The organism is Pseudoduganella namucuonensis (genome assembly GCF_900116645.1).
Taxonomy (GTDB): domain Bacteria; phylum Pseudomonadota; class Gammaproteobacteria; order Burkholderiales; family Burkholderiaceae_D; genus Rugamonas; species Rugamonas namucuonensis.
The window spans coordinates 1-26,301 of sequence record NZ_FPBO01000055.1 but is presented as its reverse complement, the minus strand read 5'-3'; the positions used below and the strand labels follow the sequence as shown (position 1 = coordinate 26,301).

Annotated in this window: 30 protein-coding genes; 3 read left to right on the top strand and 27 right to left on the bottom strand. The window is 63.8% G+C overall.

What is annotated here, in order from left to right:
• Window positions 1-27: 27 nt before the first annotated feature.
• On the bottom strand, window positions 28-714 hold the full coding sequence (locus BM436_RS33500) for a restriction endonuclease (RefSeq protein WP_177307735.1): 687 nt from the start codon (window positions 712-714) through the stop codon (window positions 28-30).
• Window positions 704-1,765, bottom strand: coding sequence for an integrase domain-containing protein (locus BM436_RS33495; RefSeq protein ID WP_093561040.1), 1,062 nt, complete (start codon window positions 1,763-1,765; stop codon window positions 704-706). Before BM436_RS33495 ends, BM436_RS33500 begins: the two co-directional genes overlap by 11 nt.
• Window positions 1,766-2,945: 1,180 nt before the next feature.
• On the opposite strand from BM436_RS33495, the gene BM436_RS33490 reads away from it, so the two are divergent.
• Both BM436_RS33490 and BM436_RS33485 read left to right on the top strand, forming a co-directional pair.
• Entirely contained in the window at window positions 2,946-4,013 is a 1,068-nt protein-coding gene (locus BM436_RS33490; RefSeq protein ID WP_093561038.1) for a PRTRC system protein D, read from the top strand.
• Window positions 4,006-4,254, top strand: coding sequence for a hypothetical protein (locus tag BM436_RS33485; protein WP_093561036.1), 249 nt, complete (start codon window positions 4,006-4,008; stop codon window positions 4,252-4,254). The genes BM436_RS33490 and BM436_RS33485 overlap by 8 nt, the downstream gene beginning before the upstream one ends.
• A 33-nt stretch (window positions 4,255-4,287) precedes the next feature.
• On the opposite strand, the gene BM436_RS33480 is transcribed toward BM436_RS33485, so the two are convergent.
• The 3 genes from BM436_RS33480 to BM436_RS36675 all read right to left on the bottom strand — a co-directional run bounded on the left by BM436_RS33480 (window position 4,288) and on the right by BM436_RS36675 (window position 6,288).
• Window positions 4,288-4,530: a hypothetical protein gene (locus BM436_RS33480; protein WP_093561034.1), complete on the bottom strand. Its 243-nt coding sequence runs from the start codon at window positions 4,528-4,530 to the stop codon at window positions 4,288-4,290.
• Between the two features lie 171 nt (window positions 4,531-4,701).
• Entirely contained in the window at window positions 4,702-5,700 is a 999-nt protein-coding gene (locus BM436_RS33475) for a S49 family peptidase (protein WP_177307733.1), read from the bottom strand.
• Between the two features lie 15 nt (window positions 5,701-5,715).
• Window positions 5,716-6,288, bottom strand: a complete 573-nt coding sequence (locus tag BM436_RS36675; RefSeq protein WP_143133438.1) for a hypothetical protein — start codon at window positions 6,286-6,288, stop codon at window positions 5,716-5,718.
• A gap of 86 nt (window positions 6,289-6,374) precedes the next feature.
• Here BM436_RS36675 and BM436_RS36670 point away from each other — a divergent pair, with 86 nt between their 5' ends.
• Entirely contained in the window at window positions 6,375-6,599 is a 225-nt protein-coding gene (locus BM436_RS36670) for a hypothetical protein (RefSeq protein WP_143133437.1), read from the top strand.
• Here the strand turns inward: BM436_RS36670 and BM436_RS33470 are convergent, their stop codons facing one another.
• The 22 genes from BM436_RS33470 to BM436_RS33365 form a co-directional block, all read right to left on the bottom strand.
• Entirely contained in the window at window positions 6,600-9,413 is a 2,814-nt protein-coding gene (locus BM436_RS33470) for a conjugal transfer protein TraG N-terminal domain-containing protein (protein ID WP_093561030.1), read from the bottom strand.
• Between the two features lie 34 nt (window positions 9,414-9,447).
• Window positions 9,448-10,866 carry a conjugal transfer protein TraH gene (locus BM436_RS33465; protein ID WP_229490984.1) on the bottom strand — a complete coding sequence of 473 codons (1,419 nt, stop codon included), beginning with the start codon at window positions 10,864-10,866 and terminating at the stop codon, window positions 9,448-9,450.
• 9 nt (window positions 10,867-10,875) lie between these two features.
• Window positions 10,876-11,715 (bottom strand): conjugal transfer protein TraF, encoded by an 840-nt coding sequence (traF, locus tag BM436_RS33460; RefSeq protein ID WP_093561026.1) that lies wholly within the window; start codon window positions 11,713-11,715, stop codon window positions 10,876-10,878.
• The gene (locus BM436_RS33455; protein WP_093561024.1) at window positions 11,712-12,113 is read right to left on the bottom strand and encodes a hypothetical protein; all 402 of its coding nucleotides are present in this window, start codon (window positions 12,111-12,113) and stop codon (window positions 11,712-11,714) included. Before BM436_RS33455 ends, traF (BM436_RS33460) begins: the two co-directional genes overlap by 4 nt.
• A complete protein-coding gene (gene traN / locus BM436_RS33450; protein WP_093561022.1) occupies window positions 12,107-13,423 on the bottom strand; it encodes a conjugal transfer protein TraN in 1,317 nt (438 codons plus the stop codon). Before traN ends, BM436_RS33455 begins: the two co-directional genes overlap by 7 nt.
• Window positions 13,420-14,019 (bottom strand): type-F conjugative transfer system pilin assembly protein TrbC, encoded by a 600-nt coding sequence (gene trbC / locus BM436_RS33445; RefSeq protein WP_093561020.1) that lies wholly within the window; start codon window positions 14,017-14,019, stop codon window positions 13,420-13,422. Before trbC ends, traN begins: the two co-directional genes overlap by 4 nt.
• A 7-nt stretch (window positions 14,020-14,026) precedes the next feature.
• Window positions 14,027-15,052 (bottom strand): TraU family protein, encoded by a 1,026-nt coding sequence (locus tag BM436_RS33440; RefSeq protein WP_093561018.1) that lies wholly within the window; start codon window positions 15,050-15,052, stop codon window positions 14,027-14,029.
• Window positions 15,053-15,078: 26 nt separating this feature from the next.
• Window positions 15,079-15,732 (bottom strand): type-F conjugative transfer system protein TraW, encoded by a 654-nt coding sequence (traW, locus tag BM436_RS33435; protein WP_177307731.1) that lies wholly within the window; start codon window positions 15,730-15,732, stop codon window positions 15,079-15,081.
• Window positions 15,733-15,742: 10 nt separating this feature from the next.
• Window positions 15,743-16,216, bottom strand: a complete 474-nt coding sequence (gene traF / locus BM436_RS33430) for a conjugative transfer signal peptidase TraF (RefSeq protein ID WP_218164984.1) — start codon at window positions 16,214-16,216, stop codon at window positions 15,743-15,745.
• Window positions 16,217-16,269: 53 nt separating this feature from the next.
• Window positions 16,270-16,623 carry a hypothetical protein gene (locus BM436_RS33425; protein WP_093561014.1) on the bottom strand — a complete coding sequence of 118 codons (354 nt, stop codon included), beginning with the start codon at window positions 16,621-16,623 and terminating at the stop codon, window positions 16,270-16,272.
• On the bottom strand, window positions 16,620-19,181 hold the full coding sequence (gene traC / locus BM436_RS33420) for a type IV secretion system protein TraC (RefSeq protein WP_093561012.1): 2,562 nt from the start codon (window positions 19,179-19,181) through the stop codon (window positions 16,620-16,622). The genes BM436_RS33425 and traC overlap by 4 nt, the downstream gene beginning before the upstream one ends.
• A 21-nt stretch (window positions 19,182-19,202) precedes the next feature.
• Window positions 19,203-19,772, bottom strand: a complete 570-nt coding sequence (locus tag BM436_RS33415; protein ID WP_177307729.1) for a TraV family lipoprotein — start codon at window positions 19,770-19,772, stop codon at window positions 19,203-19,205.
• Window positions 19,750-20,565, bottom strand: coding sequence for a DsbC family protein (locus BM436_RS33410; RefSeq protein ID WP_093561010.1), 816 nt, complete (start codon window positions 20,563-20,565; stop codon window positions 19,750-19,752). The genes BM436_RS33415 and BM436_RS33410 overlap by 23 nt, the downstream gene beginning before the upstream one ends.
• The gene (locus tag BM436_RS33405) at window positions 20,549-21,898 is read right to left on the bottom strand and encodes a TraB/TrbI/VirB10 family type IV secretion system protein (protein ID WP_093561008.1); all 1,350 of its coding nucleotides are present in this window, start codon (window positions 21,896-21,898) and stop codon (window positions 20,549-20,551) included. Before BM436_RS33405 ends, BM436_RS33410 begins: the two co-directional genes overlap by 17 nt.
• On the bottom strand, window positions 21,895-22,695 hold the full coding sequence (locus BM436_RS33400) for a TraK domain-containing protein (RefSeq protein WP_093561006.1): 801 nt from the start codon (window positions 22,693-22,695) through the stop codon (window positions 21,895-21,897). Before BM436_RS33400 ends, BM436_RS33405 begins: the two co-directional genes overlap by 4 nt.
• Window positions 22,688-23,248 carry a type IV conjugative transfer system protein TraE gene (gene traE, locus BM436_RS33395; protein WP_093561004.1) on the bottom strand — a complete coding sequence of 187 codons (561 nt, stop codon included), beginning with the start codon at window positions 23,246-23,248 and terminating at the stop codon, window positions 22,688-22,690. The genes BM436_RS33400 and traE overlap by 8 nt, the downstream gene beginning before the upstream one ends.
• A 9-nt stretch (window positions 23,249-23,257) precedes the next feature.
• Window positions 23,258-23,557 (bottom strand): type IV conjugative transfer system protein TraL, encoded by a 300-nt coding sequence (gene traL, locus BM436_RS33390; protein ID WP_093561002.1) that lies wholly within the window; start codon window positions 23,555-23,557, stop codon window positions 23,258-23,260.
• An 18-nt stretch (window positions 23,558-23,575) separates the two neighbouring features.
• The gene (locus BM436_RS33385) at window positions 23,576-23,935 is read right to left on the bottom strand and encodes a hypothetical protein (RefSeq protein ID WP_229490980.1); all 360 of its coding nucleotides are present in this window, start codon (window positions 23,933-23,935) and stop codon (window positions 23,576-23,578) included.
• A 199-nt stretch (window positions 23,936-24,134) separates the two neighbouring features.
• Window positions 24,135-24,785 carry an OmpA family protein gene (locus BM436_RS33380; RefSeq protein ID WP_093561000.1) on the bottom strand — a complete coding sequence of 217 codons (651 nt, stop codon included), beginning with the start codon at window positions 24,783-24,785 and terminating at the stop codon, window positions 24,135-24,137.
• Window positions 24,782-25,300 (bottom strand): lytic transglycosylase domain-containing protein, encoded by a 519-nt coding sequence (locus BM436_RS33375; protein ID WP_143133436.1) that lies wholly within the window; start codon window positions 25,298-25,300, stop codon window positions 24,782-24,784. The genes BM436_RS33380 and BM436_RS33375 overlap by 4 nt, the downstream gene beginning before the upstream one ends.
• A gap of 131 nt (window positions 25,301-25,431) precedes the next feature.
• On the bottom strand, window positions 25,432-25,935 hold the full coding sequence (locus BM436_RS33370) for a hypothetical protein (RefSeq protein ID WP_143133435.1): 504 nt from the start codon (window positions 25,933-25,935) through the stop codon (window positions 25,432-25,434).
• A gap of 32 nt (window positions 25,936-25,967) precedes the next feature.
• Window positions 25,968-26,301 (bottom strand): IS3 family transposase (locus BM436_RS33365; RefSeq protein ID WP_143133434.1); only part of this gene is annotated, 334 nt, incomplete at its 5' end.

The window sequence follows — 26,301 nt, the reverse complement described above, 5'->3', positions numbered from 1 at the left end:
CACCACTGCACCTGTTCTGGCCCCACATTAACGGAACACATTCCGTTTCCCGTCTCCCACCCTATATTCCAGGGCCCGATACCGCACCAGCCGTAACAACCTTTCCCCGCTCAGCAAACCGATGTGGTCGGCGTCCAACTTCGGATACAGCCCAGCGCCACTGCGGCCGGTGTGTACAAATAGACCACCGTCATAGCCTCCGCTAGCGATGGCCTCACCAAATGCACAAACATGGGCAGTGCAAACGTGGTGGCGGTAGCGCTTGGACTGCACCGCATGCCAGCCACCACCCGGCAGCCATACCGCACCATCCACGCCGCCGTCGCCGCTGTAACGCCGGCTACGCAGCACCAGCAGGCCCGCATCCTCCAGCGCCGACATCACCACCTCCTCGAACACCAACGGATCAACCGCACGCAGGTAGGCCAGGCTGCGCGCGCCCACGCCCTGCGCTGTGAAGCCGCGCACGGCGCGCAGCACGCGCCGCGATTGGCGCACGTTGCGCTGGTGGCCCGGCAGGCACGAGATCCTGCCGGCGTTGAGCCAGCGCGAGAAACAGCGGGTCGCCAACTTCGATAGCGCGGCACCCCAACGACGAAAACGCGCAGCCCAGGCGGCATCCCAGCCCACGGGTCGCCGCGAAGTGCGACCGTCACCACGGTGACCGCTTTGCCATTGTCCCGTATGACTACCATTCATCGACTCACGCTTCATCGCTCTGCCCTCCTTCCCTTCGGCCGTACGCGCCAAGGTAGGCGGTGCTGATACGCGGCCGGTGATGCCCCAGTTGTTCGGCGACTTCTCGGTACGCCTCCAGGCGCACTTTCGGATCGAGCGCGGGATCGCCTCCCTGCACGGGGGAACGCACCTGCGCAATCTCGAAGTACAGGTCATTGGCGAATTCGTGGCGCAGCCCATGCGCTGTGACACCGAGCCCGTCGCGCGTCATGCCGACGGTGCGCACCACATTGGAAAACCTGTCCAGCGCCTGCTTGAGCGACAAGCCGGGATGCCCCACGTGGTCGGTCGGCTGTGGCGCGATCCGCCTGGCGCGCTCCAGGGCATCGCGCTGCGCATCGCTACGCACGGCCGTATAGCGCAAGCGGCCACCCTTGGTGCCGCGCCGGATGCGCAGGAAGCTCACAAAGCGCGCGTCCAAGGCATACCCACCGGGCAGTGCATAGGACGGCACCTCCGCCACGTGCGGCCAGAACATGACCGCCTCCTTGCGCCGCATGCCGAAGGCGATCATCAGGCGCAACTGGACACCCACGTACTTGTCGATAGCCTCGACGCGGGCAATCAAAGCGCCGGCATCCACGCCATTGCCGGCCCAGGTCAGGTCACGCTTGGCCGCCGCGTGCCGCGTGACCAACGCCGGATCATCCACATACCGGACGGCGGCGCGCACCAGCCCCGGCTTGCCAATCCACCCGGCGTACACGCGCAGGAAAGACAACTGCTGCTGGATGTACGCCGCGCTGCACGGCTGGACACGCCCCTGCGGCCCTTCGCGCCGTTCGCCGCACCAGAACCGCACCAGCGCCGCGACGTGCCGGTCACCCAGGTTGTTCGGCGAGACGCCATAGCCCAGGTCACGCAGTTGCCCGAACATGCGGAACAATGCCTGGCTGCGTGCGGTGCGGGTGCCATGCGAGATGATCTTGTTGCGGAAGGCGTGCATCTCGTTGTGCTGGCCAATAATCTCGGCCAGCCGCGCCTTCCAGTCCCTATCCCTACTCCGATTCTTACTATTCTTACTCATGTGTGACTCCCTTCCCGATGCCCAACCGCAGGTTCACGGCGCCGCCACTGTCCGGCGGTCGCCACACATGGCCCGAGCATAGACCTCACCGCGCTGGCCGTGCGCGGCACGGTGCCGGAAGCGCTGCGACGTGGCGGGTTCCGGCAACCGGCGCGACGTATGGATAACGGATTTGCTTGATGCGTGGTGTCTTAAAAATGAACATACGCGCGGACGGTGAATTTCGCCTGCCGTCGTGCGCTCCGCCTCTTGGGCGGACGGTGCCACGCTTTCGCGCGGCAAGGGCATCACGTGGCGGCATTCGCCGCCAGAACACGTGTAAGCCTCCTCTCATGGTTTATCCCCAGCCCTACCACCAGGCTTCATGATGCCGAACGTACCAGGCTGCTCGACACCGCTAGGGCGACGGCACAGCCCGGCACCGCTTGCGCGGTGGCCGAACGGCGGAGGGGCGTATCAAAAATCGAAGGGACGGCGCCGCCGTTCCCATTCAGCCGGACTTGCCGGTGCGTTCACGCACGCCGCTTGGACGTGCAGCGCGAGACAAGGCATGAGACCAGGTCCGCATTCAGGGCATGGCTGCCCGCGTTCTCAAGAAAGATCGGAGGAAAGAGCACAGGTGTCGCGGCCTCATCGAGGGCGGCACCAGCGCAATCTGTGGGTGATAGCACAATATGGTTTCGGCATTGCCGATCTGAAGACGGGTTACGACCGCAACGGGCTGTATCGCAGCCAGCGCCGCATTGAGAGCACGATGCTCACGGAAGCGGGTCCGGACAGTGGAGGCAGAATAGGAGGGGAAACGCGGGTTGTCAAGGAACGCGCGAAGCGTGAATTTGCGATTGACGGGCAATTGATTTTGTAGGCTGAAGATCGGGCCGGTTTCCCCTATGACGCAAGCGGGCAAGCTCGGGCCTCTGATTGTAGGCGCGGGATCGAGTTCGCATTGATGGACCCGAGCGACACCTCCCCTACCACCAGGACAAGGTGCGGAGACCTGATCGGGGAGGACCAATCGCAGCCGCCCCAGCCTGCGGCTGCCGGAGTACGGCTAAGGCAGTTCTCGAACAGGACTGCATCCGTCGCCAACTCGAAAATGCCTGCCCGAACGAGCCCATTTCGAGTGGACCAGTCCATGCCCGCGCAAGATACTGGGCATTCCCAACCAAGGAGGGTGATCATGGAATCCATCGTGCGCGCGGTCGATGTCGGCCGCGGCAATACCAAATTCATCAGCGGGATCAAGAACGGCGAGCTGCGGTGCGAGATGTTTCCATCCCAGGCCCATCCATCGGAAACCGGAACCGAACCCGAAACGTGGGGCACGCGCCGCAAGACGGTCGGCATCCCCACAGGCGGCCTGGTGTACGAGGTCGGCCCCGATGTGCACCTGGCCGCCGACGTGTTCAACGCGAACGTACTGCAGCACGACCGTTATTGCGACACACCGGAATACCTGGCGCTGCTGCTGGGCGCGCTCCACTACATGCAGCTGGACCGCATCGATCTGCTGGTGGTGGGCCTGCCGGTCGCAACCTACAAGCTCAAGGCGCTGGTGACGGCACTGGAGCGTCGGCTCACGGGCGAACATGAGCTGGGCAAAGGCAAGCGGGTGAAGGTCATGCGCACGAAGGCGATCGCGCAGCCGGCTGGCGCCTTGATGCATTACGGCCTGATGCAAAGTAAAGTGGCGCAGCTACGCAAGGAGCGCAGCCTGATCATCGATCCCGGCCGCCGCACGTTCGACTGGCTGGTGACGCAGGGCATGCAGCAGATCGAGAAGCGCAGCCACTCCGTGCCCAGGGGAATGCACGACGTCCTGCAAGCGATCGTCGAGGGGATTAGCCGCGGCACCGGCTCACACTACCGTGATTACGACACCGTGGACGCGGCCCTGCGCACGGGGAAGAAGCCCGTGGTGTTCCAGACCGAATACGACCTGGCGCGCCATCTACCGCTGGCAAGGAAGATTCCGCAACAGGCCGTGGCCGAAATGATGCACTACGTGGGCGACGCCAGCGACATCAGGAACATCATACTGGTGGGTGGCGGTGCGTTCTTCTACCGGGCGGCGCTCAAGAGCGCGTTCCCGAACCACACCATCCATGAGATGAAGGATCCGATTTTCGCCAACGTGAAAGGATTCCAGCAGGCGGGTATGGAGCTGGCTCGCGCCACCGCCACGAACGGAGCCAGCGCCGGCGTTCCGCCCCAGCCCGATATCGCAGCGGGAGAACGTGATGAGTAAAACGCTCCGTATCAACTTCGAACTCGATCAGGCGGACAATCCGCCCTTGTATGACGAACTCTTGCGCTTCACCAAGGGGGCTAAACGAGCGAACCGGCTGCGCACGCTTGCCTATGCTGGCCTGATCATCCAAACGCAGGCCGGCCTCGCGAAAGCACCAGATGAACAGGCAACACCGCGCACGACCGCGGATCCGACCCATGAAGCGGCGACGCTTGAGCTGTTCGGTCCTTCACTTTGATCAGGGCCGCGACGCTGCGCTGCCGCGCCACAGCTACCGGAAGGCCGGCAACGCGTCGAACTCTTCCGTCAGCATCGACAGGTATTCGATCTTCGCATTGACAACCAGGCCAGGAGCGGGAGCCCCATGCAAGGTGAGCAGCGCCCTGCCCACCTCATCGGCACGGACAACTAGCACATCATCATTGACCACAACGCGCGCGACCAGCACGTCGATTCCTGCGACGATCCGCGCGGTGACGCTGGAGCTATTCTGCTTGGGGAAATCTTGCTTCATCGGACTTTCGATAATAATGCACTGCCAGCGCCGCATAGATCATCGTGGACAAGATCTCGATAGGCCCTCGGCAAGCAGGTTGAACCATGCAGCAGCCTGCATGGTTGGCCGCCGATCATAGCAGGGCGGCACGCCCCTTTCAACATCCCCGAGCCATGGCAAGGCGACGGATCACCGCAGGCCGGTGCCCCAACGCCAGCTCGACATGCCGACGATTGTGTCCGCCGCGGCGCGCCCCATGCTGGAGGCAAAGCGTGCGAGCGACGATTCGCGCGGCCCGAAATTGAACGTCTCGACCGAAGGCGTATTGCGGACCAACGATTCGAGGCTGCCAATTTCATCGACCAAGCCGAGTGCCTTGGCCTCCTCACCACTCCATATCTCCCCAGTCCCGTAGTCAACGTGCTGTTTCAGGCGCGGACCGCGTTGCGCAACGAGCTCTTGCACGAACATCGCGCCCACGTGACTCACCAGTTGCTGGGCCTTTGCATTGGACTCTTCCGACACCGGCGTGAAGGGATTCAGAAATGCCTTCAACTTCCCGGATGCATACACGCGCTGCGACACATGGAACTGCGCGATGGCCTGGTCCAGCCGCCAAGGCGCGATGATTGCGCCGATCGATCCCACCAGGCTGTATTTGCCTGCCACGATGCGGTCGGCATGCATCGCGGCCATGTATGCTGCCGACGCGCCCATGTTGCCGATGATCGCGGTCACCGGCTTCGGGTGCCTTTTCTTCAGGATCGTGATCGCCTGCGCAATGCGCTCAGCTTCCGCCGGCGCACCGCCGGGACTATCGATGGCCAGCACAACGTGCTTGACGTGCCCATCGGAGAACGCGTCTTCCAGGGCCGGCACCACCTTGTCGGCGGATGCCAGCATTCCCTGTGCGATCTCACCTTTGATGTGCACAACGCCGACCACGTCGCGAAGCGGACCCAACGCAAATCCTGTTGAACCAGCCAGGAAGAGCGCGCCCGCCCCGATTGGTGCGATCACCAGCACAGCTCTAAAGCCAAAATTCCATCGGCGTTCGGCCCTGCGCTCCTTGGCCGCCAATCGCTGCTCCTCGCGAATTGCGACTTGCTGGGCATGCAGATCCGCGACCAGCTGAGCCAAGCTTTCTTGCGAGATGTCCTGCGTGGATATATCAGCTTCAGTAGCCATGTCCATTCTCCAAAGTCACCGACAACGTCCACCGAGCCCAAGCAGACTGCCGAAAGTTATCTTTCCGCCACACTCGCCAGGCTTGTCCACGCTTTCATCCATTTCCACGTTTCGCTGGACTGGCGCCCGCTCCTGAATCATTTGCTCGACAGTCGTTGCTCTTTCTGCCGCCACCAGTCGATCCCTCGCTTCTTGAATTTTTAGAAGTTTGCATTTAATCTGAAACGCGTGCGGATACTCTCTGGTGGCAGCGGTTTCGCGGTTCACCTCCGCCGAACTGCACAGTTCCCCGGTCACATCACGAAAAGCGCGCTCGTCAGCAGAGTTGCCCAAGTCGGAGTGAAGGATCAATGTCTGCCCGTTCTTGCATTCGGTCGTGATGAACTGCAGCGCCAGTCGGGTATAGATTTCCGATACCCTGGTAGTACCGGCCGGCACGAATACCCGTCGAGTCAGACGATATGTGGTCAGAGGGGAAAGATCGCACACTGTGTCATCCGTGGCTCGTCCAGCCAACGATACGGCCTGAGCACCAGTACCAATCGCGAAGCAGACCGGAACCATTGCAATATATAGCAGAGTTTTCATTCGTCGCCCCCAACATAGTGGTCATCATTCACATGCTAAGACACATCTTCATACTTTCAAGCGCCGGATACTTCTGCGGCTGGTTGATGGTCAAATTCGACTTTGCAACCCTGCCGCTGGTAGCAGGTACGCTACTCGCGATAGTGTTGGTCTCCCTGTATCTCCTGCTCAGCCTCGTTGTCTGGCTGCTGCCGGCTGCTGACAACACTCAACGCTATCGAGATCGTGAAGAAGATCCCGGCAGAGGTTCGCTGCTCGGTTACGATGGGCGTGGACGCCTGCGCATCCATACTGGCGAACGGCGGCGATGACTACTTCCACTTCGTTTCAATCTTTTCCAAAAGCTCCTTCATTTTCCTCGCCATCAGATCAGGGTCTGACTTCACTTGTTCATTCGCGCTATTGAACAGCGAGCGCTCGCTCACCAGATGACCATCCGCTGTTCTCTTGACCTGCAATGCGTCGAACTTGCCCTGTTGAGCCCTGCCCTTGGCGTCGAGCTCTTCTCCTTTCAGCTGAATCCCATCCCGAACCTGTTCCCCATTTTTCGCACCGGGCACCGCAGTTGGCTGTAGGCCGGCACCGCCACTGGGCTTGCCCTTCACTTGCTTCCGAAAAGCGCCCAAGGCGTTTTCCACATCCGGAGAAGCCGTAAGCTCTTTCTTCGCGTCCAAGTATTCGCTTCTGACGTCATCGAACGAGGATGGCAGGCGGCTTGCCTTTGATATCGGCATTGGCGTCCGCGAAATATTGCCGAGGAAGGATTCGAGCCGGACCAATTCAGCAGCGCTACTTGGTCCTTCTGTACGAAGAAGCCTCTCGAACAGGTCGATGTTTGCAGGATCCTTTGCCAGGTCTTTACTAATCGATTCGCCGCGCTGATACGCGTCCGCGATGCTCTCGGAAAATTGAATCTGGTTCCGCAAACTTGTATCGGCCCGATTGCTGCGCGCGACACTTTCAGTCAGCCGCACGGCAATTTCCTTGCCACTGCGCTGTTCACCCAACGTCGCAACAAGCGAAGAGCTATTTTTGGAAACGCTATCCGAGAACGCCTTGAACTTGGCTTTGTCCTCACTGGAAAGCGCACTATTGATCTGTTGGTCCTGGGCGCTTACCGATGCTGAATAATTCTTCTTCCCTTCGACATGGACCTGCCCGCCTACGTCAACAGGCAGTATGGCTTTCCCGACACCAGGGATACCGATTCCGATATGCGATGAGCCGCCAAAGGCAACAGCGGCTACCTGCTGCTCACTTGCACCAGTGATGTCCGCCACCGACTTCGCGATCTGAACCAACTCGCCAATCCTCGCCCCCGTACTTTCGCTGCTGGCGGATGTGGTCCCGTCCGTTCTGCTATTTGATGAAATTCGGGCATTCGCATTGATCAATGCGTCACTCAGCGCCGCGGCCTTCTCGTTCGATGCCGATACCGCTTCTGCGCGTGCAGTGGCAACTGATCTGGAGGAAGCCTCTACATGGTGCCGCGACACCTTCGCATCCACGATCTTGGAAACAGGTCCTTCATTTGCCAGAGCCCGCCCAGCGGTCAGTCCACTTACCGCATTCGACGTGTAGGTGGTACCGGTCATATCGTCTTGTTTGCTCCGGAAGAATGCCGAAGACCGCACTGGGGCGAGCGAAACCTGATCCATTGAAGTGTTGCCCATCGAGATGTTCCCCGTCGCTGCTGACGAAGAAGAGGATGCAAGCATCGATTGAAGCGAATGCGCTCCGGAGACCAATGCGCTTCCCAGTGTCTCCATCCGTTTCAGCGCTGCCCAGGCGATCATAGGAATGCTCATGGTCATGTAACCGACAACGGCTTCGCCGGATATCGCATTCGCGTAAATCGATGGCGCCGTTACCAGGGCCAAGGCATGGACTCCACCGCCTACGTTCGCCGCTGCCGCCAAGTCCTTGGCGGCGTATACCATGGCCATGTAGTTCAGGATGGCGTACAACGGGGGCCATAGCTGAATCCAGATGAGCAGTGAAACGTAATTTTTTAGGGCAACCATGGTCTCACGTCCGCTCGTGAGCAAAAGCAGCAGTAATATGATCGGGAAGATCGCGTAGGAAATCGCTTCGACGGTATTCCGAATGACTGGGAGCGCCTGCTCGGCCACCTTTCCATTGTTGATCCAAGTTGCATTTGTTTGTGCCACCGCCTGTGCGCGCCCAACGGCAAGCAGCATTGACGCGGGATCATTGACCTTCTGGCCCGCCAACAGTGACGCGTCGTTGATGGCATTGATCAATGCATTCTGCCGAATGATGTCTGTGGCTGCCGCAGCGGCATCGGCGATGCCGTTCTTGATGTAGGCTTGCTGGATTTGTCCTGCAATCACGGCACTTGCCGCCCCCGACGTTAGCGTGGGATTCATCTTGTTGGATAGGAGGCTTTGGATTTGCCCTACCTGCACAGGAAGCCTGCTGTTCAGGTTCGTGTAGGCAGCAGGACACGGAGACACCGTCATTCCGCCGGCGCCGTCGGAAATCGGTGTAAATCTTGCAGGGTTGGGCGATGCCATCAACGGCCATACGTCACTGGATGAGGCGAACACTTCCGGGGATAGGTGGCCCGAGGCCAGGTCAAACATCGTGCAATTATTGAGGAAGTTGATCATGTCCATCCTGAACAACGGGTTTTCGAACACGACCCGACTGGTTTCCCGGATCATGCGATTACCGAACATTAAGCCGTTGCGCTGGTAAGCCAACTCGTTTGGCAAGCCTGCCACTCCAGGCAACGCCTGCATCGCAGTCTCGTACAGCTCGGTAAGCGTATTCCCCACGGTGCTGGAAAGCGACCCGAGGACAGCAAGCCCGAAAGGCACGTTGTCAACGACAGTCACTGCGCTTCCACCTGTCTTGTCGACGATGCCGACCGTGACCTTCGGGACGAATAGCACGGAGATAACCAGCGTCACCGAAGCGAGCCAATACCAGCCCTGCAGCTTCTGCGGGGCCATCGCGTACGCGAGCAGCGCAACGAAGAATCCGCATGCCGCGACCAAGCCCAGCGCGCTGGCATACGATCCGGAGCCGCATATAGCCGCTATCGCATTGAGGATACCGAACAGACTTTCATTGTTCTGATATGCGTAGATCTCCCACATCTCACGCCTCCTGTTTATAGGGAAGAAGGGTGCATTACTTCATGTAGGCCGCCCTACGGCCGAACATGTCGAGAATATGCTGAGGCAAGGCGCTGCGCATCTGCCGTTCCATCTGCTCGAGGCTAGAGGCGATCACGTGGATCGAACCGACACGCTGGTGGATGAGTGCCTTTTCCTGTGAAAGCTGGGTGAGCAAGTCTTGCGCCCTGGTCCGCAATTCCTTTGCCCGCTCAAGCTGCGGCAGATCGAGGAGATAATCCTTTTGAAGCGCGAAAATTCCTCGCCGCAGGTTCTTCTCCAGGAACACGTAGGCGTAATCGGCGGCGATCAGGTCGCGGAATCTGGCGATCATTTGCTCGGAAATATCGGCAGTCGGAACGACCGTTGTAATGGAAAGCATGCGGTACACGGGCTCCGTCGTTTGATTGACAAAGCCGATCTCTGGGGAGTTATTTGGAATAGGAGTGCGCGTAAGAATTTTGTCTGCGATGGACCGCATCAGGGTCTCGACCTTTATTGTGAAGGGGGTATGCGCATAGTTGGTCTGAATCGTTACCGCTCCGCATTCCGTGAAGTTGTCGCAACGCAGAATCTCCTGCAGCACCTTGCCACCAGGTGTAGCAGCGCTGCCGTAGAGCAGGCGGTTAATGGACGTGATCGTTGGAGCGTAGATGTCCGGATCACGGCCATCCTCATAAAAAATCACCGTGCCAACCAAGCTCATGATCAGCTCTCGCTCCTGGTCACTGAGGTTCGTACCAGCAAGCTTCAACGCCTTCCATGTCAGATTGCCCACAAACGGAGCTTTGTTCCGTACCTGCGGATCGGACGACCCGCGCGCTGCAGCCAACACGGATGGCTTTGCCGACTGGCACCGCTGTTTTGCGGCCGCATAATCCGACTCCAGCCCTAGCGACACCGCCAGATCCTCGCAAAGCCTGTCGCCGCTCACCCCGGTCGCCTCCATCGCCGAACTCACCAGCGATTTCGCCGTGTTGCAGGTGCTGATGTTCGCCTGGGTGAGCATGCTCTCCAGGTTCTTGGTCCACTTCGTCACGCCGCCCAGTAATGGCGAGACGGACTCCAGCGCGAGCTGGAACGCCACGCCCGGCAGCGCGGCGGTGATGTTCTTGAGCATGTTCTTGAATTCGGCCGCCGAGATATGCGAGAACGAGCCGCCGAAGATGTCGATGCCGCCGCAGCCCGCCTTCACCGCGGGGAAGTCCATGGCCATCAGCTGGTAGGTCTTGTTCTGGCTGCGCAGCATCAGGCTGCCGCCGCTGTAGGTGTTGAATACCTGTCCCTTGAACGCGCCCGGCGCCGTATAGTTGCCGATCGCGCCCAGGTCGTTGAACATGGTTTCGATGGCCGCGTTCAAGTCTCCCGCGCGCGCGCCGCCGCAGACTACCCCTGCTATGCATACCGCGCCGACCAGCTTTGCGAGCTTCCTCATCATGACCTCCTAATGTTGTGCGGTCCAAAACACCGGTCGCGGAGCATTTTGCCCGTCGCGCCCCTCGAAAAGTGTCACGATCCGCTCGGAAAGCTGGGCTTCGGACAGCACGCCGAAGCCCACCGGCACGATCCGCCCCGTGTATGGCTGCGCCAGGAACAGCGCCGGCACCTGCTGCACCTTCAAGGCCCGGACCGCGCCGTTGTCGCTACGCGCCTCCGGGAACGCCGCGAGCGTGCCGCCATCCATGCTGATCGGCACCAGCCGGATGCCGTGCCGCCTGCGGAAGGCGTCCAGCACCGGCGCCATCGCATGGCAGTAGCCGCAGTCACCGCGGAAGAAGAACATCAGCACGTGTTCCTTCGCCACCTGAGACAGGACACCGGCCCGCTCGCGCAGGCGTGCCTGCTCGAACACCTCCAGCGCGGTGGCGTTCACCGGCCGGCCCTGCGTGGCCGGGTCCAGCTCCGGATGCGCCCAGGCGATGCGCTGGGCAACGTCGGCGAAGAGCGAGGCGTTGCCCACCACCTTCGCTTCCAGCTCCATGTAGCGGCGCACATTGGCCTCGGTCGGGGCGATCACGGCCAGCGCGCGGCGTTCCTCGACCTCTTTTTGCAACTGGCGGAACCTGGCCAGGGCATCGTGCGCGTCGCCCGCCGCCTGCGGAGGCCGTGGTGCCATCCTGGCCCGTTGCGCCCGCGGTGGATCGAGATGGAAATGCCAGCCGGCGCGCGGGTCGGATGGCGCCATCGACTCGTCCAGGAGGGCGCCGTCGCCGGCCGGTGGCGACGCGGCGCACATGGACGCCGCCAACACCAGGGGCAAGCATGCAATGGCTGGCAGTTTCATCGCGGCGCTCCCGTCGCCAGGCTGCGCGGCGGCAGCCCATCGCGACAGTAGTTCAGCTCGAAGCGCATGTGCTGCGGACCCGGCGCCGCCGTGGGATTCAGCTTGACGTCTTGCTGCGACACATCGACCCGCAGCCGCGCGCACCCCTCCTGCCGGTAGCGTACGACCGTCGAGACGTCGATATTGATGGGCGCCCTGGTCCGGTACCGGCTGCTGGTGGCCGCGGCGAGGCGGCCTGTGAGGACGCCGCGCGCCGTGCCATCGGGCGCGTCCAGCGCAGCGCGCAACAGCGGCGCGAACTGGTCCACGGGCGTGCGCGGCCCGTCCGCCGCGCCGGCCGGTGCCGCCAGTTGTGTCAAGAGCGCGAACCCGATTCCCAGGTGGCCAATTTTCAACATTTCCCACTCCCCGCATAACAATGCGCCGCCTTGGCCTCCGCCGCGCCTTTCAGCGCTTCCACGTTGGGTGCCGCCGGGACGATCGATGCGTAGAATTCGGACAGGTCGAACCTGGACAAATCGAGTGCCTGCAACTGCGCCACCGAGAAACCGCCGCAGGCCGGGCTTTGGGCGCTGCCCCATCCCATTCCCAGCTGCGCCCGTCCCTGTTCATTGACGAGCCGGGCCAGCACCGAGTTGAAGCAACACTTGGACGTGGTGCGCTCGATGCAGGACACGCACTTGCCCAGCACATTGATGCATTTCGAGCACCAGGTGCCCACGCTGCGGCACAGGCGCGCCCCCTCCTTCATCGCCAGTTGCTCTTCCTCCGCCTCGCAGGACAGCATGGACATCACGATCATGAAGATCACCATGATCACCAGGGTCCAGGGCGTGAACGCCACCACAATGCTTTCCCCCGCTGCGATGGTGACGGAACCGGCCGGCAGCGCGACGCCGTTCACCGCCACCGTCACGCCGTAGGCCGAGAACGTGCCGCTGAAACCATAGCTGGTCAGCGCGGCCTTGATGCCGGAGGCGATGAAGCTGCGATTGTTGGAATTCATCAGTACATCGAACACCAAGCGGGAACCGGTGCCGAACAGCGAGCCGTTGCTGTGGCCCGCCCCGGCGCCGTTGGTTTTGCAGCAGTTGGCCAGCAGGCGCTCGCGGCAGCGGTTGTCCTCGCCCACGAAGACCTGCATGGTGGCGGGATCCATGTAAACGCCCGCTTCGCGCGCCGCCTCCAGATAAGTCATGGCCTTGGCAAAATCGGCATCCTTGACCTGCGCGGTATCAAAGCACTGCGCGCCCAGGCAGAAGGTGCCGGCCGCGCACGGCCCCGGACCCGGACAGCCGGCATACATCGCGCCCAACTGGCCTTCGACCGCCAGCGGATTGCGCGTCACGGCCGCCGCGCCCGCGACCTGCGGATCGCTGCCCGGCACGGGCGGGCGCGGCGTCGCGGCCGACATCACGGCATGCCGTCCCGCCTCGCACGCCGCCGGATCGGGATGCAGGCCGCACAGCGCCAGTTGGACCTGCGCCTGGGTGGCCAGGTTGGTCTGGCCATACAGGGAGCTCTGCGGCACGCTCGTGGTGTAGCCCGGCACCACGCTTGCGGCGGCGCCCGCGTTGATGGTGCCGCGCGCGATCACGTTCGCGGCGCGCGCGGCGGCCATGTCGTCGGACTGCGCCAGCGCGAAACGCGCCTGGCCCGTCAGGAGCGCACAGAGGGTGATCCAGGCGGTGAGGCGGTGCGTGGTCATGGCGCCCCCCTGCCACGCAACCGGCGCGCCTCGGCCGCGAAGCGCGGCGTTCCACGCGCGATATGCTCCAACGCATAGTCCAGCGTCACATCCCCGGCCACCGATACAAAATCCCCAGGTGCTGCACAACCGCGCTCCTGGCACGCGCTGGTGGCGGCGGCTCCGCGCGCCAGCACAATGGTCGGCACTTGCTCGATTCCGAAGCGGGCAAACGCCTTGGGATCGACCTGGATGGCCGCATTCCCGCCGCCGAGCTGCCGGATGCGCGCCGCCGTCCTGACCATCGAGCCCTCGTGCAGCCCGCGCAGCACCAGCACCGCGCCCGCGCGCGGGGCATCGGCGGCCAGCCTGCGCAGCGAACCATCGGGCATGGCCAGGCTGACGAACACCAGCAGCCGCGGCGCGCCCGCATGTGGCATGGCTCCTACGCCGACGGCCTCATAGCCGCGCGCCACCTCGCCCAAGTCGATTGCGCCGCCAGCCTGCGGCCGCAGCAGCCGGTCGATGCGGTGCGGTGGCGGAAACTCGCCGGACCATGCCGGCGCCACCACGGCGCACGCCAGGGCCAGCACCAGCCGCCGGGCATGCTTATGCAATTTGCAATCAATAGCCGACACAGCAGTTCCCCTTCCTGAACAGCATGAACGCGAAGTCCTCCCCTTGCACCGGGTACTCCTTGCCCCCGCCCCACAGCACGGTGCTGCGCCCGAACGGCTGGCAGCATTTGCCCGCCTCCTTGACGGTGGCGGGAACCGGGTAGGTCAGCTGGCTTTTGTAGGCGCGCTTGTCCATCACTGGCAGGTAGTACGGCCCGCACAGCCCGGCGGTGCCATGCCGCCCCCAGGCCAGCAATTCGCGGTGCAGCTTGGCCGTCAGCCGCTGCGCCAGCAACTCGGCGGTGCGTACCCCGCCCAGGTGGTATGGCACATGGCCATCCAGCGGATGGATCGCCCCCTGGCAGCCGGCACACCAGAACAGTTCCGGGCGCCCGAAGCCGGCGGTGGCCGCCACACAGTCGGCGGCGCATGCGGCCTGCGCGACGGGGTTGGCGAACAGCACCGCCTCCGGATTGAGGATCAAGGTCAGTTCGTCGTCGTTCCACAGCGGATCGACTTCGGTGAGGTAGGCCAGATCGAACGTTCCCGGCTCCAGGCAGGGGAAGTCTGCCACCACCTGCAGCCAGAACAGCACCGGGTTGGCGTAGAAATGCGCCTGATAAAAACTGTTCTGGTCGCCGCCTGCATCCGTCGAGCGCCCGGCATGCGGCGCGGCGATGCCGGGATTCAGGTCCACGCCGCCCAGCGACACCAGGCAGAACGGACGCCGCACAACTTCCACATGGCGCACCGGCTCCCAGAAGCCGATCGAGATGCCGACCGTGGGATTCACGCCGCAGGAGCACACGGGCATGGCGGGATTGGGGATATCCTCCTGGCCGCCGATGTCGCCCAGCGTGCCCCCGCCAAGGGAAATCGGCATCAGACAGCTCCAGCAGATGTCCGTGACGGGATTGGGAAAGCGCCCGGTGCAAGTGCTCGCCGCCATCGACGCCGGGCATAGGCATGCCAGCAATGCGGTCGCCACCGCCGTGCGGGCGGCGCGGCCACACCGTTTCGCGCCCGCGCGCATGCTGACGAGGAGATGGGACCATGTCTTCATCGCGCCACCTCGTCCACCGCCGCATTAGGCGGCACCATCTCATCGATGCGCAATCGCTTACCGTCCTGCGACACCAGCGCCGGCACGCGGGCGATCGCCAGGCGCCGCACCAGCAGGCCGCGCTGGTCGAAATACACCGGGATACGCCAGCGCCGCATCAGGTCGAGATACGAGCCGCCGGTCAGGACCGGCTTCACCGTTCCGGCGTAGGTGCCGATGAGCTTCGATGCCAGCGCCACCTGGCGCGCGTCGCGGCCGTCGAAGAACAGCAGGCGGCGCGGCATCGGCACGATGTCGAGCGGATTGGCGCGGGTGCCGGCCGGGAACAACAGCCGGCCTGAAGCATCGACGATGTTCTTGTCCAGCACATAGGTCGGATCGTAATGGTAAGTACGCGCCGCCTGCGCGACCGGCAGCGCCAGTGGCGCGGGGCTGAGTACCGCTGCGCGCCCGCGCTCCACCGCTTGCGCGCGCAGGCGGGCCAGTTCGCCGCTGGCTTCCTTTTGGCGCAGGCGGCGTTCGATCATGGCCAGCAAATCTTCCTCGGCGATGCGGTAGACCGGCCCGATCACGCCCAGCGACTCGGCGTGCGCGGCCGGCGCCGCCATCAGCACCGCCACCAGCGGCCATCGTGTTTGCAGCTTGGACATGACGCGCTCCTCAGAACAAGGGCCGCACCACGGCCAGCACATCGCGTTCCGGCACCAAGCCGCACAGCCGGTAGCGCGAGTCGAAGCTGTCGTCGCCGGTACCCTGCATGTAAAAATAGCCCGCCGGGATCACCGTGCCGGCGATGGGTTCGAGCGCCAGGTGCGAGACGGAAGCGAAGGGCTTGGCAAGGCCGGCGTGCGCGCCGTTGACGAACACGCGGCGCCCCAGCACATGGACCCGGTCGCCTGCCACGCCCGCCACCCGCTTGAAGAAGGGCTGGCCGCGCAGGCCGGGGAAGTGGCGGACGCCCTCGCCCTGGAACGAGAAAATCACGTAGTCGCCGCGCGATACGCCGCGCGCACCGTAGTGCACCGCCGCCACCAGGTAGGGCAGGCTGGGCGTGAAGTTGAACAGCAGCGGCAGGCGCGGCGTGGGGTCAAACAGCACGCGGATGCTCGCCAGCAGCCATACCGCCGCCAGCATGAGGTAGCAAGGCCAGTCCGCTCTGATTGCCCGCAACAAATGAAGCAGGCGCCTCATGGCCGCACCCGTTGCCGCAGTTGCGCCGTCAAATCGGGCACGGAAGGCGGCGCCGCCGCGATGGCCGAGCTGTCCACCACCAGGCAACCACAGTCATGCTCCAGTCCCGCCAGATTGGCGGGGAAAGCATGGGCGAACCGCTTGGCCGCCGCGATCGCCTTGTCCCGAGCGGTGTCGTCCGGGCTGGCGGAAACCGCCAGCAGGTGACGCTCCTGCTCCTCGCGGTACACCCGGGACGCATCGACCACGCCCACTATGGGGATGGGCTGGACGAGCCAGTGGTGGTACCCGGCCAGCGTGGCGGCGTTCACCGCGAGCGCGGCCAGGAATCCTGCAAGAGCGGGTTTCATGCATGCCCCCGCTGCGCCAGCACGCGCGCGATCGCCTCGTCGATGCTGTAGCCCTGGGCGCGCAGCGCGTCGATCGGCTTGTTGTCCTCCAGCTTGTTCGAGAACAGCAGGTGCGTGGCCGGATCGAGCACCAGGCGCGCCACGCCCTCGCCCACCGGCGACGAAACATACATCTCGGCGTAGCAGCCGGCCTCGGTACGCAGGGAATTGAGCAGCCGCTTTTTGGCAGCGTCCATCAAGAGCCGCCCCTTGCGGTCCAGCAGCTCAATGGATTCGGGCTTCTGACGCAGCAGGAACACCCAGTCCGAGCAATTGAAAGCCGCCTCCATCTGGGCCGAGCCGTAATAGTCGTCCGCGCTCTGGGTGGCGGTGACGAGCGAACCGCCATATTTGCGGGCCCGGCGCGCCGCCTCTTCCACCACCGCCGCTTTCAGCGGATCGTCGCTGCCGATCTCCCCCAGCTGCTGCTTCAGTTCATCCATGATGAGCAACTTTTTCCGGTTGCGCGTCAGGTACATCTCGGCAGTGATCTGGTACATCAGCAGGATGTTGACCACCGCGTGCAGCTCGGGGCGCCGCTTCAGTTCCTCGTTTTCGATCACGATGAAGTCGTTGCTGAAGTCCACATTGTTTCTGCCGTCGAAGAAGCGCGCGTGCTGCCCGCCCTTCGAATAGGGATTGAGCATGACGGCAAGATCCCGGATGCGCTGGTCATCCTTGATCTCCAGATCGGGTATCGATCCGGTCTTGAAGGTGTCACGCATGGCCGTCATCGTCATATCGCGGCCGTATTTCTGCCACTGCTGGAGCAGTACGGCCGAGATCGCCTTGTACTGCACCTCCTCCAGCCGACTTTGCATGGAGCACATCTTCGCGATGGCGGGGACGAGCATGTCCATGTCATCGCAAATATCGTTGATGGCCGTGAACGGGTTGAGATTGATGTCGCTGCGCGCGGAGAACTCGATATAGGCGCCGTCCGCCTTGCGGCACAACTTCTCGAAGGAACGGCCCAGGTCCATCATCCAGATCTTGGCGCCAATGGAGCGGTACGACCAGGCCAGTTCGTTCAGGAACACCGACTTTCCCGATCCCGGCGCCCCCACCACGGCGGCGTTGAAATTGCCCAGATCGTTGTCGAACAGGTCCAGCGTGGTCACCTGTCCACGCCGCCCGGCCAGCACCAGCGTCGGCGTGCTGGTGCCGCGCCACTCGGCGATCACCGGCGCCAGGTGGATGGCGTTGGCGGTGGTCTTCCTGGTCACCCTGCGCATCTTGCGCAAGTCGCCGTGGAAGGCCGGCGAGAGCGTCATCGGCAGGCTGGCGAGCAGCGCCTGGCGCTGCTGGAATACATCGGCATTGAGCTCGAAGCCGCGGGCCCGCCAGATCGCGCGCGCGGTCTCGCAAGCCTGGGCCGCGCCGTCGGGCGACGTGAAGATGGCCAGCTGGTGGTACATCGACACCAGCCGCCCTCCCCCGTCCGCCGCATTGGCGGCCGCCTTCCAGTCCTGGCGCTTCTGTTCCACGTCCGGCATGATCTCGGCCAGCTTGCTGCCCGCGTTCTGGTTGGCCCGGAAGTGATTGGTCGCGATGGCGCTGCGCGTCTCCGCATGATCCAGGACGTGTACACCCATGGTCAGCAGGAACGGTGCGCTGTACTGCAGCGGCGGCTGCATCAGGTCGCCAATCAGGCTACCCATCTGCCACAGCGGAAAGCGCTCGGGGAAGGACTTGATCGACAAAAAGCGCGCTTCCAACACCTCGCCACCTGCGAGCTTGGACAATTGCAGTCCTTCAGGATGCTGGTCTTGTATCGTGTCGAAATCGACGATCTGGTCGCGAATCTCGCGCCCGGGGTCGTAGTGCAGCGCGGGCAAGTCGGTGCGCGCCATGCGGTCGGGGTTGGTGAACTGTGCGCACCAGTTGATCAGGCCATCGGCATCGCAATGGCGATTTGGCAGCGATGCCGACGCCAGTGTCACGGAAAAGGAGTCGCGCAGCGCGCACAGCGTGCCCAGGCGCTTTTCATCCGTACCATTTCCCGGCAGCGAGACGGAAACCAGCAGCCGGAAATCCCGCAGCGTGAAGTGATGGGCCGGCGTGAGCGAGCGCATCGTGCCGGCCAGCAGGTGCTCGACGCGCTGCCGGGCCAGCGACCGGTATAGATTGCTGTTGCGGGCGGGACGGCCGTACAAGCTGCCTTGCTCGTACTGGTCGGCGTCCTCCACGCGCAGGTTGGCGTAGTCGCGCAGGATGTGGCGCACATGCGGGGCCGCGAACAGGTGAAATTGGATGCCGGTCCCTACCGGACAGTTCACGTACAGGCTCATCAGCACTTCGACCATGCGCTCGTCGGCGCCGCATTGCGGCAGCACCTCCAGCACGAAGCCGAGGCAGCCATTGCGGTTGACGAACAGTTCCACGTCGGGAATGTAGGCGCCGTAGGGTAGCCAGGATGCGAACTGGTCTGGCGGTGTGTCGATTTCGGACTTCAATCCCAGCCATTCCAGTACATGGCGGGGGCCACGCCGTATCTCTTCGCTTGCGAAATCAAACATGATGCTCTCCCTGCGAGGTGATCATTGCGCCGGGCCGGCGCCGGGCAGCGGTGGTGCCGCGCCACGCGCGACCTCGGTCCCGTCGCGCGCGGCCGATGCCTCTGGCTGGGCCTCCGCTGCCGCAGATGGCTGCGTCGAGGGCGGACGCAGCGGCGCGTAGGGTGCGCGCGCTGCGCGCTGTACGTGCGCGACCTGCCATTGGCCGTCGTCGACCCGCACATACACATAGGACTGGTCCACCAGATCGCGGTCGCTGTCCTCCCAGGCCTTGACCCACAGCCGTACCACCCGCACCGGGCTGCGCAGGGCCTGAGGCTCAAGGCCCGGCTGCCCAATGGTGCGCGATGCGGGCATCGCTTCAGGCCTTGCTGGCGCTACCACCTGCTGCGGCACGCCCGCGCTGCCGTCCAACGCACGGTTGTAATAGTTCGCGGTGACGGAGGCGCAATGCACGCCTTCAGGGGCCTTGCAGCTCAGCTTTGGCGAGCCATCCAGGCCGGATAGATTGCCGCATGCCGAGAGCATGGTTGCCGCCACGGCGATAGCCGCGTACGCCGGTCTGCGGGTTTTACTTTTCATGCGTGGTTTCATATTCGCCGCTCCTTGCCAGGCCATCGGCCTTCCCCTGCGCTGCCACCGCACGCGCCAGGCCGGTCTCCAGGTCATCATTGCTTGGTAGCCCGGCCACCCTTCGCCCATCGGAGAAGATCAGCGTGGGGGTGGCCCGTACGCCGAGCCTGGCCGCCAGCGCGAGATTGCGCTCCAGCGGGGCGGCGCATGGTTGTTTAGTGGTCTCCGGCATGCCGCCTTCCGCCATCGCGCGGGCATAGGCCGCGTCCCGGTCGGCAGCGCACCAGATCGCCTCGGGCAGGGCGCGTCCCTGGTATGGCAGCAGGTAATGCAGCACGGTGACGTCGCGCAGCGCCCGCAATTGCGTGTCGAGCTGCCGGCAGTAGGGACAGGCGGGGTCCGTGAACACCAGCAGCTTGCGCTCGCCACTGCCGCGCACCAGCACAATCGCGTCCGAGGAAGGCGCCGCCGATAACGCCGCCGCAGCAACCCGCTCGCTCGCCTCCGGGGATTGGATGCGCCCATTCGCTGGCTGTTGCGCTCGGCGACCCGCCGTCAGGTCGCGCATGCGGTGCGCGTCGAACAGATGGCCGAACACCAGGTAACGCACGTTGCCACGGCTGATGTACGCGACGTTCTCCCCCATCCATACCTCGTACAGGCCGGCGGCGGGCGTGGCGACGACACGGTCGAAACGCGTCGCGGGATGGGCCTTGCGCAGCTGCGAGAGCAGATGTTCTTCCGCGCGGCCGGCGACGGCCGGGCGCAATGCCATCGCCAGAAGCAACGGCACAAGACTAATCGCGGGACGCATCGCCAGCCTCCTTCGCCAGCCTGGGCAGCCGCACACCCTTGGTCAGCACAATGTCCACTTGCCGCTTGGCGCCGATCTCGATGACGGGGAAGGTCTCTTCGGCGAGCTTGATGTAGTAGTTGGCTAGGTTGTCGAGCGCACGGCCCACGCCGCCGGCGATGCCGCGTTGCATGCGATCGCCCATCCCTTCGGGCGAGGTGGCGAGCGTGCCGAACGGTGTGGTGGAAAAACTCGCGCCGCTTTGGGCAAAGCCCTGTCCGATACCACTGACGATGCCGGCACGGAGCGCATTGGCCAACATCTGGCCTTGCATGGTCACCAGGCGGCCGCGCAGGCCCAGCATGCCGTCCTCGCCGAGCACGTTCCCGTCGATCTTGACTTCCAGGGCGCGGCCGTCCCTGCGCACGCAGGAGAGGTTCACGGTGCGCAGGTAGGCCCGGGACGCGCTGATGCTGCCGTAGCCCGAGGCGATGACAAAGCACTCCTTCACTTCGCTGCGGAAGTGGTTCGGCAGCACGGCGTTATCCAGCAGGCGGATCAACACCGGCAGCGGGTTGGCCTGCGCCTGCCCGCCGGTGGGCGCGGCAATGCCACTCAAGGTCTCGCCGCGGATGAAGCCCACCGGCAAGTAGGTGTCCAGCATGGCACCCTCCTCCGCGTCGCCGCGCTCCGGTGGCGTGTCTCCCGCTTCTCCGGCCTTGCCCGGCGCGGCTGGATTGGGCAGGTTGATGCGCACCAGCACGGGCGCTGGTTCCGGCGAGGGCGCGGCGCCAGCAGCGCTGGCCATCGGTACCGGCGCGAACGGCGTGCCGGGAGGGAATCCCTGCATGTCGTTGCCAGGCATGGCTGGCTGCACGGGCGCGGCGGCCGGCACGGGTGGCTGGCGCGTCGCTGGCTGCGCCGGCCCTGGCGGCGGCGCGATCGGCGTCATCGGCGCGGACAATGCCGCCAGACTCTGCTCCTGCTGCTTGCGCTCCAGCTCGGCCAGGCGCTGCATCAGCGATTGCTCGCTCGCCTTATGGTCGGCGTTCAGGCGCTCTTGCGCCTCCTTGTCCACCTTGTACTGCGCCAGCGTCTTACCCGCAGTGCCGACCCATTGATCGAGCGGATCGACGCGCAGCGGCGTCACGCCCTCCTGTTCCGGCTTGACCACGACCTTTTCTTTTGACCGGTCGGGGCGCTGTGCCACCTTGGGTTTCTCGGCGCCGGACAGCGTCAGCACCAACCACAACATACCGATCCCGCCGGAAACAATGCCGGCCGCCGTCAGGTATTGTTTATGGCGTGGGCTCAGGCGGCCGGTGAAGCGCTCCCACTTCTCACGCAGTTTCATCGCGCATCCTCCCTGCCCCGGATGACGTGCACGAGCGTGGCTTCGCCCGGCCGCAGATTGTGTTGTTCGATCGCGACCGCCAAGACGCCGTCATGGTCGAATTCCTGTTCGGCGAGCACCATGGCGCTGGGGCCGGTATTGCGCAGCCGGTAGGTTTCCCCAAGCAGCGCCTGCGCCTCGTGGCGGCGCACGAGCCGGAAGTCGCTCTCCTGCCACAGGGCGACGGGCCGGTCCACCTGCTCGACCTCCACCGCCCCTGCCTTCGGCGCACCCGCCATGGAGACCAGCAAGGCTTTCAGGGCGCGCACGTGCGTGGCCGGCTGCGGCTTCGCGGAAGGTGCCACGGCATCACTGGCATCGAGACGGCGATCACGCAGGATCAGCGTGTCCGCGCTCATCTGCGCCGGGCGCAGCAACAGCGTGTAGGTGGCGCGCGGCGAGGAAACGAACAGGTTGATCGGTTTCGACGGGTTTGTGCCGGCGGGCCGCACGTAGATTTCTCCCTTGTCCAGGTCGCAATTGAGGATGACGTCGCCCCGCGCGTTGACGGCGGGCGCCGCCAACTGTGCCGCCGCCTGCGGGGTGGCTGCGCCGGACTGCGGGCCATCGCAGTTGCTGCTGGAATGGATGTTGCCGACCACGTTGATGATCCGCTGCCCCTCCAGCCGCACCCGCGTGGGCGCATCGATAGCTATCGCGGCCTCCATGGTGTCGCCGTCACGCACATCGCGCGGCTGGCCGGCATGGGCGCTGGCGCAGCACGCCAGGGCGAGCGGCAGGATGACGTATCTACTCATTGCCGATCTCCTTGAATGTCTTGAGGTGGGTGCGCCCGCCGCGAAACTGGAACGCCACCCGATACCGCTTCTGCAGCAGGGACGTTTCCAGCCCGTTGACGAGCGTGCGCAGCCTGCCGGTCAGGAGCACCGTCTGGGCCTCCTCGTCCGGCTCCAGTTGCTGTAGCTGGAAATAGGTGCTGCCGTTGATCTTGCGCAGGCGTTCCGCCTCCAGCTCCATCTGGAGCTTCAGCGCCTCGTAGTCCTCTGGCGAGGAGAAGCTCAGCAGGGCATCCTTCTTCCATCCGGCCGAAGCGGGTGTGAGGTCCAACATCAGCCAGGCCACGTAGCCGCCCATCTGTTCCAGGTAGGCGTTGCCGACCCGCTCTCCGGACACCCAGAAGGATTTGGTCACTTGCGGCGGCGTGACGACCACGCGCTGCGCGCCGACCAGGGAATAGGTGATCATCAGCGTGACCAGCAGGCACAAGGCCAGCACGCCCATGGCGAGACGATGGCCGCGAATGCGCGCGCGCAGTTCACGCAGGTCGTCCTGGTATCGGGTGTTGTCCATGTTCGTTCCTTATCCAACCATGCGGCGGATGTGCGATGGCGGCGTGGCGCGCATCGAACTCACCGGGTTGGTGGGTAAATGCCAGTACAGCCAGTGCAAGGCATAGGCGGCGTGCTTGTCCGCCTTGGTGCGCGCCATGAGACGAGAAAAGTAGATGCCCACGGCCACCGAAATGCAGAAACCCCACAGGCTGCTGGCAAGGTAGCCAACAAACAGCATGAAGAGGACGGGCGCCGCGACATCGACATCCCACAGGCCGATCTTCCATTGGTCGTCCAACCGGCGTGGAATGTAGGTGTCGGCAAGCATCCCGTCCTCCGTCAACGCTCAGATCACCGCGCCCATGATCGCGCCGGCGATCACGAGACCCACGGCGGCGAAGATGGCCAGACCGATGTAGAACAGCACCGGCCCGAAATTGCGCAGCGCGGCCAGCGAGATCAACGCCACCACGAAGCCGATGAAGCCGACCAGCGCCTTGATGCCGGGCGCCAGGTCGGCCATCTGGGTCAGGGCCGACACCAGTGGGCCGGTCAAGCCGGAAAAGGCGACCAGGTCGATCGCCTGGCCCGGCGCCGCGGCGACGAGGCCCAGCAGCATCAGCGTCAGCAGCGCCGCCGCGCTGAAGCCCTTGCGAGGCAGGCGCCACGGTATGGGCGGTGGCGCCCAGGTGTTCAACGTACTCATGCATTTCTCCTTGAATTCACATTGCACGCGCGTATTTCATGTGCCCGGTGCGCGCCATCCGGGCGGCCAAACTGCTTAGGCGGGCCGCGCACCATGGCCTTGCGCCGTGGCCGCCCGCGCAATGGACGATTGCCGCGCGGCCTCGTCCACGGCCAAGGTAGAGCCTTGGCGCGCTGGTCGCGCACATGCGCAGCGGTGCTCATGGCTTGTCCTCCCGGGCGGGATGGAACGTGACTTCGGCGCGCCGGTTGGCCTGGCGGCCAGCGCTGGCGGCGTTGTCGGCCACATAGCAGCAAACGCCACGTCCCTCCAGCGTTATCCGGCCGGGCGCCACGCCCAGCTGTTCACGCAGGAAGTCGGCAACCGCACGCGCCCGCCGCCACGCGAGGCGCTGATTGAATGCGTGGCCGCCGACGTCGTCTGTCCTGCCCACCACCGTGATGCGCGCCGCAAGACGCGCCTGGTTCGACGCGTGGACAAGCACAGCGGCAGCGGCCGGTTGCAGCCTCGCCGAACCGCTTAAGAAGTGGACCGCCACGATATCGGGCATTGTGAACCGATCCTGCTGCTGCGGAACTGAAACCTCCGTCTCCCCTGGCCTAGCTGGTGGTTGCGGAGCGGAAATCGTCTTGGGCGTCACCACAGGGCAGGCGGGGTGTAGACAGGTGCCGAAGTAACTGGCGTCGCCGTATCCGAGCTGTACGATCTCGAAACCGGTCGATGGCCGCACTGCGGGCCGCCGCTGTGCGCCGTCATGCGTCTGCACGCTGGCACAGCCGCCAAGCAACATCGGCAGCGGGAAAACGGCGGCGGCCAACAGCGGCGCTGTTTGCAGTGCACGGCGTTTCATCGCAAGCTCACGGAGTATAGGGGCGCGGTGGCGGCAAGCCGTGCGCTGTCATCAGGCTGGGCCGGGGCGATCCGCCGCACCAGCGACCGGTAAACCCGCCATGCATAGCGCATCCGCACGCGCAAGCACTGTTCCAGGGTCATGGTCACGCACGAAGCGTTGTAGGCGCCGACTGCTTCCCATGTGTGGCCATGACGCGCGATTTTCTCGGCAAGAATGCGGGCGCCGGCATTGATGTTGGTGCACGGATCGAAGAGCGACTTTTCGTTTACGCCCAGGTTGCGCAGCATGCGCGCATTGGAGTTGACCTGCATGTAGCCAATATCAACCGTCCCCGTGCGGTGGATATGGCTCTTGTTCACCGCTGACGGATTCATGCCGGACTCGGTCTCGGCGATCGCCTGCAAAAGAACGGTGGGGACATTGTGCTTTTTCGCCGCCTGTTCCCAGCAGGCGCTGGCTAGGCCGGGAATCAACACCAGCAGCGGCACGGTTGAACGGATGGAAAGTCGCATAGTCACCTCGCGGCAAAAACCCAAAAGGAATCGATCTCGCGTTAACGCGAGAAATCTGGTGAATTCGGGTATGCCGGCGGTAGCCTGGCGAGGTGACTGCGGGTGTGCGCGCAACAGGCGCGGTTGCTACATTAGACGGAACTTTGTGCGGCCCTGCGGGCGATGTTGTGGCGGCCTTGCTCGAACAGCTTGGCCTTAGCTCCGCCTTCCGCCATCACCAGGGCCACGCACGCCGTGGTGAAGTGGTCCAGTTTGAACTGTGGATGCGGGTGGCGGTTCTGCTCGGACTTCTGCAAGGCCAGTAGCAATGCGTATTGTTCGCGCCACATCTCCTCGCGCCGGCGCGTGGTTTGCTGGTCGCGTAGCACCAGATGCTGGTGCAGAAAGGTGAAGATGCGGCGCTCGGGCGCAGGCCCGTCGAACACCAGCGACACGCACGCGCTGATGAGGTCGGGGAAGCGCAACTTAGGGGAACAGTTGGCGGCGTCGTTGTAGTGCGCTTCCAACCAGTTGTATTCCTCCTGCCAGACGCGCGTGACCACAGTGGGGCCGTCATGCGCGTCTGGCAACGTGGCTGCAAGATCCCTGCTTGCCAACTGCGGTGTTTGGTCCAGCGGAAAGAATGCGGTAGTCATCGTGTTGTACCTCATGAATCGCCACGGATTTTTTAGACACCCTTGAGCCTCTGAAAATACCGCTTCTCGTACTCAACTGGAGAAAGCCGCTCATTACCTCCATGACGGCGCTTCGGATTGTAGAACATCTCGATGTAATCGAAGATATCCTGCCGGGCGTCTTCCCTTGTTGCGTAGGTCTTGCGCTTGATCCGTTCCCGCTTCAATAGCTGGAAAAAGCTCTCTGCAACGGCGTTGTCGTGGCAGTTACCACGCCGGCTCATACTTGCTTCCAGATTGTGCTCCTTCAGGAAGTCGCGCCAGTCGTAGCTACTGAACTGACTTCCCTGATCTGAATGCACCATCACTGTGCTTTCAGGCCTTCTG